This window comes from Microcoleus sp. (assembly GCF_041354475.1).
Classification (GTDB): Bacteria; Cyanobacteriota; Cyanobacteriia; order Cyanobacteriales; family Microcoleaceae; genus Microcoleus.
This window is the reverse complement of record NZ_JBGJZU010000072.1, coordinates 22,750-32,597: the sequence shown is the minus strand read 5'-3', so window position 1 is coordinate 32,597 and position 9,848 is coordinate 22,750. Positions and strand designations below refer to the sequence as shown.

Sequence of the window (9,848 nt, the reverse complement as noted above, 5' to 3'; positions counted from 1 at the left end):
GAGTGCCAACATTGATACTTATTTTACCAGTTACAGACAGCGATTGCGACAAGAACACCGTGTTTTTTGGACCTGATGTCTTTAATGTCAGGAAAAGTCTATGAAACTGCCGTTTAGTATCATCTCTAACAGCAGCCAATCCCGGACGATCGAGAAAAGTGCCACATCTAGCAATTCCCTAGCGCCAAGCATGGCATAATTGAGAGCACTGCAAAAAGCAGATAGATAAGTACCAACACTGCAAAGTGGCCATTCAGGCAAAAAAATTATAGGTGAGGATGCTGTGAAAGTTTTGGTTGTGGGGAACGGAGGTCGCGAACACGCGATCGCAAAAAAACTGCTCGAATCAACGCGGATTAAACAAGTCTTCTGCGTACCAGGCAACGGCGGCACAGCTACCACCAACGGCTGCCAAAATTTGTCACTCAACATCGACGACTTCCAAGGCATGGAACGCTTTGTGATGGTCAACAACATCGGACTTGTCATCGTCGGGCCCGAATTGCCCCTATCACTAGGCATCGTTGACTACTTCCAACAGAAAAAACTCATGGTTTTCGGCCCTACCAAAGCCGGAGCCCAAATTGAGTCGAGCAAATCCTGGGCGAAGGAATTAATGCTCGAAGCAGGAATCCCAACACCCAAAGCAGCCGTATTTACCAACCCAGAAGCAGCCAAAGCATACGTTGTTGAACAAGGAACCCCGATCGTCATCAAAGCAGACGGACTGGCATCAGGCAAAGGAGTCACCGTTGCCACCACTGTGAAAATGGCTCACACCGCCATCAACACCATTTTTCGCGGCGAATTTGGCACCGACAACATCCGAGTCGTAGTCGAAGAATATATAACAGGTCAAGAAGTATCGATTCTCGCCCTCACCGACGGCATTACAGTAGAACCCCTGGTCCCCGCCCAAGACCACAAAGCCATCGGCGAAGGTGACAAGGGAGCCAACACCGGGGGCATGGGAGCCTATGCACCAGCACCGATTGTCACGCCAGAGCTCATGGACAGGATTCAAACAGAAATTTTGGAACCCACCCTCACAGCTTTGCAAAAACGCAAAATCGACTATCGGGGCGTACTCTACGCAGGTTTAATGATTACACCCGAAGGAGAACCCAAAGTCTTAGAATTCAACTGCCGCTTTGGAGATCCCGAAACCCAAGCCGTGTTGTCTCTACTGGAAACCCCCCTGGAAGACTTGCTGCTAGCCTGCTGCGTGCAGCGTTTAGGAGATTTTTCGGACATTCGCTGGAAGTCCGGGGCTTCGGTTTGCGTCGTTTTGGCCTCTGGGGGTTATCCTGGAAATTTCCAAAAAGGCAAAACTATTACAGGCATTGAGGAAGCCGAAGCCAAAGGTGCAGAAGTCTTTCATGCCGGCACTCAGTTGAAGCAGCAGTTAGTCACCGACGGTGGTCGGGTTTTGGGTGTCACTGCTGTGGGAGAAACTTTGGAACAAGCTATTGCTAAAGCTTACGAGGCGGTAGATTGTATTGAGTTTGAAGGGGTCTACTGTCGGCGCGACATCGGCCGTCGAGCTTTGGCAGACAAAAATTAGGAATTTCGACATCGGCCACTTGCGGGAAGTCAAGCAATCTCAAAGTAGAAGTGTCACAATAAATCTGGGTTCTTTTCAGTGGCGGTAGTGTACTCATTCAGTGTACAAAGGCTGAGGAAAAGCCTCTTTATTTAATTCTACTTTAAATTTTTAACTGGTAAAATGTTGGCCATACTAAACAAAATCGGAGAAATTATTGCTCGCTGGTGGTCGGAGTTTACCCTCCAGACTCGTCTGATGGCCGGTGCTACCCTCGTAGTTTCCTTAATTATGAGCGGTCTGACATTCTGGGCCGTCAATACTATCCAACAAGATGCCAGACTTAATGATACCCGCTACGGTCGTGACCTGGGTCTGCTGTTATCGGCTAATGTGGCTCCCCTGATTGCCAAAAACGACCGCTCAGAGGTCGCTCGTTTTTCCCGTCAATTTTATAGCAGTACCTCTAGCGTCCGCTATATGCTCTACGCTGACGAAGCAGGGGATATTTTTCTGGGGATACCTTTCTCGGAATCGGAGGTGCAAACTTCCTTGACTCTGCGACGTCAGATTAAACTTCCCCATAGTTTTATCGCTGACATTGAGGCGAGAAATTTAACTTCTGTGCCTTTGGTGCGACAACACTTGACTCCTGATGGAGAAGTTACTGATGTATTTGTTCCTCTGATTCATGAAGATAAATATTTGGGAGTTTTGGCGATCGGGATTAATCCCAATCCCGCTGCTGTCATCTCTTCCAATTTGACCAGAGATGTCACTTTAGCAGTATTTGTGACTATTTGGGTCATGGTAATTTTGGGTGCTGTATTTAATGCGCTGACGATTACTCAACCAATTAAACAATTAGTTTTGGGAGTCAAAAACATTGCCAGTGGAAACTTTAAGCAGCGAGTTGACTTGCCTTTGGGTGGAGAATTGGGCGAGTTGATTGGCAGTTTTAATGAGATGGCTCAGAAACTGGAAAGTTATGAAGAACAAAATATTGAAGAATTAACAGCGGAAAAAGCTAAGCTAGAAACTTTGGTCTCAACGATTGCTGATGGGGCGCTTTTGTTAGATGCCAATTTGCAGGTGATTTTAGTTAATCCGACGGGAAGGCGGATTTTTGGATGGGAAGGCAAAAATGCGATCGGAATTAATGTCCTGCACATTTTGCCTGCGGAAGTGCAGCAGGAATTGGCGAGACCCCTTCACCAAATAGCTGGGGGCGATCGCGAAGGTGGCGAATTTCGGATCTCGATGAGGGAACCCATAAACCGTACCATTCGGATTGTCTTAACTACTGTAATTCTCCACAAAGCACCAGGCACAGAATCTCTCTGCAAAAGCTGTATCCGCGACGATGAAAATACCTGTAATGAACCGGAGCGCCCGGAGGTTGTGGAATGTACTTTCTACGAACAAACTTTGAAATATCAAGGTTCTGGCCAGTACCGGGACAGTCTCAAAGGCATTGCAATGACCGTGCAGGACATTACACGGGAAGTGGAACTAAATGAAGCTAAAAGCAATTTTATTAGCAATGTTTCTCACGAATTGAGAACGCCTTTGTTTAATATCAAGTCTTTTATTGAAACTCTCTACGAATACGGAGAAGACCTTCAAGAAAGTGAGCGGCGGGAGTTTCTGGAAATTGCTAATCGAGAAACCGATCGACTAACTCGGTTAGTTAACGATGTGCTAGACTTGTCGCGGCTGGAATCCTGTCGAGTTTATCAATTGGACGCAGTGGATTTGTCTCAAGCTGTGGAACAAACCCTACGCACTTATAAATTGAATGCGAAGGATAAAGGTATTGAACTGGAACAAGATGTTGACCCGAATTTGCCCTCTGCTTTAGGTCATTACGATTTGCTGCTACAAGTATTGGCAAATTTAGTGGGAAATGCTTTGAAATTTACTTCTGCGGGTGGTAGGGTTGCTATTCGAGCTTACCTGCTAGACCCTCAGACTGAAAACCACAATGATACTGCTTCGGGACACCACAACCTATCATCGGAATCACACAATTTTCCGGCGGTGCGCATCGAAATTTCTGATACTGGGATTGGCATAGATCCCGAAGACCAACAGGCAATTTTCGATCGCTTTTTTAGGGTAGAAAACAGAGTTCACACTTTAGAAGGAACCGGATTAGGTCTTTCTATTGTGAGAAATATTATTGACAAGCACCATACTAAAATTAATTTAGTTAGTGAAGTTAATGTGGGTACTACTTTCTGGTTTGATTTGGCAGTTTATCAGCCGAAAAAAACCTTAGAAATTGAAAATTCTTGGCCACTTGATGTAAAAGTTGAGAGTGAAATAAGTTCGAGTCATGTTATTTGAAAGAAGTCATTAGTCATTAGTTATATCAAATCCGTTGACATCGGAATTATGATTTCTCTCTTCTCTTTCTCTGTGTCCTCTGTGTTCTCTGTGGTTTAATCATTCCGATACAACCGGAAACGATATTATTGGTTAAATGAGGTACGCCTGGGCATCAGAATGCGATCGGAGCGTACCTCACTTGTTTTAGAACTGCTAGGCATTATGTAGTTATTGTAACAACAGTCAACAGTCAACTGTCAACTAACTACTAACTAAGGCTTTTTCTAGCACGTTCGGCTCTTTCTTCTGCGGTATCCATCACGTCCGCCATCTTTTCGACTATTTCTCCTGGATAATTTTCCAAAATCCGGGTAGAAAGCGAAATTCTGCCCCGGCTTTCATCAAGGTCAATCACTATTGCTTTCAAGATTTGACCTGGAGAAAACACCTGGGAAAGGTTTTCAATATATTTTTGGCTGACTTGCTTGATGTGCAGCAAACCGCTAATTCCTTCCATGTCTATAAACACGCCGAAAGGCTTAATGCTGCTGACTTTTCCTTCTACTAATTGACCGATTTGTAACTGACTGAAGGCAGAGGATTGAGTTGCTAGGCGCTGGGAAAGTACCAGTTTTTGTCTCTCTTGGTCTATTTCCAAGAAGCTGACAGTCAAAGCTTGACCAACCAGGGATTCTATGTTATCTCGATCGATTAAGTGCGATCGGGGAATAAAGCCACGCATTCCCTGAACATCCACCGTCACCCCGCCCTTATTTGCGCCCGAAACCCGCACCTGAAGGACTTTACCGCTTTCCTGCAATTCGATTAGCTGTTCCCAGGCTTCCTGAATTTGTAGCTGTCGCAGAGACAAAGTAACTTGGCCATCTGCATCTTGTTCGCGGATAATTAAAAAATCCCGTTCCTCTTGCAAAGGCACGACTTCCGACAAATTCGCGATGGTTCTCAAAGCAGCTTCTTGGATGGGTAAAAACGCCGAAGACTTGCCACCGATATCAACATACGCACCATTTGAGTCGTGTTCCAAGACTTTGCCACGCACAACTTGTCCCTTCTGAAACTCGTAGTTGTGCTGTTCAAGGGCTTTTGCAAAATCGTCCATTGAAAAGGATGCTTTTGCGCTTTGAGAACCTGTAGATTTGGAATTCATGTAAGTTTAGTTGTCAGTTATCAGTTGTCAGTTGTCAATTGTCAGTTGTCAGTTGTCAGTTGTTGGTAGAAAATTTTCCCCGTCTCCACATCTCCCATTCTCCTCATCTCTAAACAGGTTGAAGTTCCTGTTGAAATAGATGCTTGACTTGCTCCCACGATTCGGCTGCTGCGGTAGCGTCATAACTGCCGCGGTGGTTGCAGAAGAAACCGTGATCGGCATTGTAGCGGAAAATTCGGTGAGAAATATGATGTTTTTCCAATTCTGTGGCAATTCGATCGACTTGTTCTGAAGGAATGCTGGCGTCTTGAATGCCGTAAAAGCCGTAGAGAGTGCCTTTAATCTCTGCTGTGCGATCGATGGTGGGGGGGCCACCACCGGGGGTTTGGGTGGCGATGCCAGCACCGTAGAATGAGGCTGTAGCCTTGATTTCCGGTAAGGTGGCGGCGAGGTAGGCTACGTGTCCGCCAAAGCAGAAGCCGATGCAGCCCAAGTCTGGTTGGTTGACAAATGGCAAGGTTTTGAGGTAGTCGATGGTGGCTTGGATGTCGCTCAGGAGTTCGGATGCGGTAGTTTGTTCTTTGTATTTTCTCCCGATTTTGATGTCTTCGGGGGTGTAGCCTGTTTCAAAGCCGGGGGCGAGGCGTTGGTAAATGGCTGGGGCGATCGCCACATAGCCCTCTTTTGCTATTCTTTCGGTAACTTCGCGGATGTGCGAGTTGACACCAAAGATTTCTTGAATGACGATAATTGCGGGAAATTTTCCTGCTGCTGAGGGTTGGGCTAGGTAGGCGGCGATTTGCAAATCGCCGTTGGGGATTTTGACGTTAGCTGTATGAATTTCTGAGTTGGTCATTTGTGAAGGAGATTTTTGTTATTGAACCGCGAAGGCGCGAAGAACACGAAGGAAGAAAGGAGAAGTTTTGTATGAATATTTTTCCTATTATACCAAGATTTTGGGCTGAAGTTTTTTTTGTCTTCGGACTCTGCGTGTCTTGGTGGTTGGTTAATTTTACGACATCACGTTATCAGGAAATTTTTGTTTCAAAACTGGCATGACTGGACAAGGCTTTAGTTCTTGCAAATTATCGGGTTTGTTCCAAGTGAAAGGGCCTTTTTTTTCGGCTGCCATCCACAGCAAGCTTTTGGCTCTTGTCATGGCTACATAGAGCAATCTAAACTCTTCTGCTGTTTTCAAATATCCGGCTTGTTCCCAGGCTTGAGTGAGAGTTGGAAAAGCCTCTTTTTTGTGTAAGCTAGCTCTGATTTGTGCTCTGGCTACTTCTGCTAAGGTAAAATCTCCTAAAAATTTCGCTTGTGGTAAGACTCGCAAACTTCCGGGTATAATTTGGTCGTGTAGAAATGGGATGAAAACGCAATCCCAATCTAATCCTTTTGCTTTGTGCATGGTAATGATTGTTAGTTGACCTTTGCTGGTATAGCGTTCTTCTATTTTCTCTTCTGCTTCCACTGGTTCAAATCTTTCGGAAGTGACAATTTCACTGAGCACACCCAACATATTGCTCATTGAATTGTTGCCAATAGTTTGGATTGCGACTCGTTCAGCTAATTTGTCTGCTGTGGCTAATTCTGTTTGGTCGTATTGCAGGGCTAGGGCTAGAAATGAGATGATTTGATATGGTGGAAGTTCTAAGCGGGCTTGTAATAAACCGCAGCAAAAGTAGCGACATTTCTTAACTGGGTCTGATTGCTTTGGGTCGAGGGGGCCTGGGTACAGAAATTGCTCTGGGCTTGTGGTAAAGGCATTGTAGTCTTGTTTGGGGATCAGTTGCCGATCGCTCAAAATCTTGAGTGCTGCTTTTAGGTAGTCTGGTGAGTGGGGGCGATCGAGAAATTGCAGTAGTGTTAAGATTTCCCAAGGTACTTGAGAATGTCGATCGCGTTCTCCCACATCTTCTATCTTAATCCCATATTTTTTTAAATCTACGCTTAATCCATATTTATGAGGATTTTCTAGCACCTCTTTGATTAACTTTCCTTGTTTGTTTTCTCTCACTAAAACAGCCATCGACTTGAGATGTTCTAAGGGCAATGTTTGCTGATTCTCTTCGTCTCTCATTTCCCCAGATTCTGGGATATCTTTTTCGGTACTTTTCCATTGAAAATCTGTTGGCAAAAATTCCTCTACCAACTGAATAACTCGCTTGCCAATTAATTCTATGCTCTGGTAGATATCGCGGGGAGTGTACAATTCTAAGCCGCGACCAAGGGGTTCTGGGTTCGCATTTATTTGCTGGTCATCGCTGCCAACAGCTTGAATATCTTGCTCGCGAAACGGCGGTTCTGTTCCCGCTAATTCGGACTCATTTACCCATTTCAAAATAAAGTTGGCTGCATCGATAATCACCTGACTACTGCGACCAGCTACATACATTTTGGCTAACTTATTTTGACGTTCGCATTCATCACAAAAATCGTTAAAATAAATCGGGTCTGCGGGTGTGAAAGTAGAATTTATCGCTTGATTTGGGTCGCCAACTCTGATAAAATTTTCCGCTAATTCTGGATGTTCTGGATCTTGAGCTAATGTTTTCAAAAGCTGAGTCTGTAAAGGTGTAGAATCTTGGGCTTCGTCTTCAAAAACGGCAAATACTTGTTTTTGCTCGATCGCCCTTGCTCTCGGATTCTCTAACACTCGCAAGGCTGCTAAAATCATTTCGTCGTAATCGATAAAATCCCGACTCTTCAACACAGCCTGATATTTCTGATATAAACCGCCTGCTACAGCTAAAATTTCATAACTGTCTCCCGCAGACATAGCTCCCATTTCTAACAAATCTTCAGGAAATAAACCTGAAGATTTGGCTTCGTGAATTACAGTGGTAGCTAACTGTGGCAAAATCTCTGTTCGTAAAACAGACTGTCGTCGCATTCTCTCGGTTTCCTCACCATCAAATTGCTGTCCTTCTAACAAAATTTGATATCTGCGGGGATGTTCCGCTATCCAACTTTCTACACAGGCGCGAATTAAGCGGTGACTTTGAGTGGTATTAACTAAAGTTGAATTTTCTAAATTTAAACCAGATAAATCAGGATGCCGCCTCGCAATATTTAATGCCAAACCGTGTAAAGTGTTGACAACAAAACCGCCTTGGGGTAAAGACAACTCTTTCAATCTGTCGCGGATTTTAAGTTTAATATTAGCAGCAGCCGATCGCGTAAAAGTCACTACTACTAACTGACGGCGGCTGTGAAGTTGATGGCGGGCGATCGCAATTGCCGACGCAGCAGCCATTCCCGTAGACTTCCCAGCCCCAGGCACCGCCGAAACCGCAAGGGGGCCACCTTGCCAATTTGCCATGTCTTTCTGGGCGTCACGCAAGCTGTCGCGAATCTTCTGACAAGCTTGTTCTCGCAAAATGGATGCTAACTCCGATCCTGATTGTGAAGTAAACAGGCTTTCGGGGCTCTTGATACCAGTAATTGAGGAAGTAAAATTAGGCTCGAATTCGTCAGTCATGGGATTTTAGATAGGAGATTTTAGTCGATAAAAATATTTTTAACGCTCTACCGTTTCAATTTCTGTATCAGCTATCCTGAGACTATTGATTCCCGCTTAAGCTAAAACCACCATAACATTTAATACCCAAAGGTTTTTAGAGGACAAACTACCCATGCAAATTTACCTTAAAACCAATTCCCAGCCACCAGTAAAGCAAAGTCGGAACGGATTAAACAAAAGCACAACTCGCTTTGCCCTAGTCGCATTTTTAACTTTATCCTCTACCATTGCTTTGCCTAGTTGTGGTACTCAACCCACCAGCCAGGAAAACCAAGTGGCTGCTGGCGCTCCACAAGCTTCTCCCGCACCCGTGGCACCCCCAGCAACCAGAGCAGAATCGGCAGCATCAAAAATGGCTGCTGCACCAAAAGATGCCAAAGATGTCAAAGCAGAAACTCCCACCACTCGTCCCCAACTGATTAAAAAAGCCGAACTTGGTCTAGTTGTCAAATCTATTGATGCCAGCACTAAATCTGTGACTAATATTGTCGAAAAACAGCAAGGTGATATCTTGGGTTTCCAAAGCGAAAAGCCACCCGATTCTAGTATCCGACAAATGGCAACTTTACAGATTCGCGTGCCTCAAGAACGATTGGAAACTACTTTAGATAGTTTAGCAAAACTCGGAACCGTACAGAATCGCGCTCTGACTGCGGAGGATGTGACTGCTCAGTTGGTGGACAATGAAGCTAGACTGCGGAATCTGCGTAAATCGGAGGAAGTGGTATTAAAAATTATGGACCGTTCTGGTTCTGTGGGTGATGTACTCAAAGCTGCTCAAGAATTGACCCATATTCGGGAGTCTATCGAACGAATTGATGCTCAGTTAAAGAGTTTGCGAAATCAAGTGGCTTATTCTACTATTAGTCTCACTTTAGAAGCAGCAGTATCTTCTCAACAAGTTCCAGAACCTTCTCTTGGTTTGCGGATTCAGGAAACTTGGGGGAAAGCCACTCATTCTGTAGGAGAATTAACTTTTGGTTTGTTTGATTTAGGTATTTGGTTGTTGGCTTACACTCCTTATTTTTTGGTGATTGGGGCTGCGGTTTATGGTTTTAAGAAGTTTAAGAAACCACAGTCTGTCCCCAAAATAGAGGAACAGAAATCCCTTGATTAGTCATTGGTTATTAATTTTAAGAACAGGCAAGATGCCTGTTCTACTCGTTACCAGGCTCTGCCTGGTAATGCAGATGCGGAGGCTCTGCCTCCAATTTCGATCGGCAGCTTTTCGAGGCAGAGCCTCTGGATCTCGGTTCCCAGGCAGAGCCGGGGAACCAGTTAAA

At 44.9% G+C, this 9,848-nt stretch carries 7 protein-coding genes; 3 read left to right on the top strand and 4 right to left on the bottom strand.

The genetic code is table 11. The annotated features are described in order from the left end of the window. Positions 1-87 precede the first annotated feature (87 nt). Positions 88-261, bottom strand: a complete 174-nt coding sequence (locus ACBR23_RS22340) for a hypothetical protein (RefSeq protein WP_371117571.1) — start codon at positions 259-261, stop codon at positions 88-90. A 22-nt stretch (positions 262-283) separates the two neighbouring features. Here ACBR23_RS22340 and purD point away from each other — a divergent pair, with 22 nt between their 5' ends. After that, on the top strand, positions 284-1,564 hold the full coding sequence (purD, locus tag ACBR23_RS22335) for a phosphoribosylamine--glycine ligase (RefSeq protein WP_371117570.1): 1,281 nt from the start codon (positions 284-286) through the stop codon (positions 1,562-1,564). Between the two features lie 162 nt (positions 1,565-1,726). Continuing rightward, positions 1,727-3,892 (top strand): ATP-binding protein, encoded by a 2,166-nt coding sequence (locus tag ACBR23_RS22330; RefSeq protein WP_371120442.1) that lies wholly within the window; start codon positions 1,727-1,729, stop codon positions 3,890-3,892. A 250-nt stretch (positions 3,893-4,142) separates the two neighbouring features. Here the strand turns inward: ACBR23_RS22330 and ACBR23_RS22325 are convergent, their stop codons facing one another. From ACBR23_RS22325 to ACBR23_RS22315, 3 genes are all read right to left on the bottom strand, one after another. Continuing rightward, positions 4,143-5,042 (bottom strand): S1 RNA-binding domain-containing protein, encoded by a 900-nt coding sequence (locus ACBR23_RS22325; RefSeq protein WP_371117568.1) that lies wholly within the window; start codon positions 5,040-5,042, stop codon positions 4,143-4,145. Positions 5,043-5,151: 109 nt separating this feature from the next. Continuing rightward, positions 5,152-5,898: a dienelactone hydrolase family protein gene (locus ACBR23_RS22320; protein WP_371117567.1), complete on the bottom strand. Its 747-nt coding sequence runs from the start codon at positions 5,896-5,898 to the stop codon at positions 5,152-5,154. Positions 5,899-6,054: 156 nt separating this feature from the next. Beyond that, complete coding sequence (locus tag ACBR23_RS22315) at positions 6,055-8,523, bottom strand: ATP-dependent helicase (protein WP_371120441.1); 2,469 nt, start codon at positions 8,521-8,523, stop codon at positions 6,055-6,057. A 154-nt stretch (positions 8,524-8,677) separates the two neighbouring features. Between ACBR23_RS22315 and ACBR23_RS22310 the strand changes: the two genes are divergently transcribed. Continuing rightward, on the top strand, positions 8,678-9,682 hold the full coding sequence (locus tag ACBR23_RS22310; RefSeq protein WP_371117565.1) for a DUF4349 domain-containing protein: 1,005 nt from the start codon (positions 8,678-8,680) through the stop codon (positions 9,680-9,682). Positions 9,683-9,848: the final 166 nt, after the last annotated feature.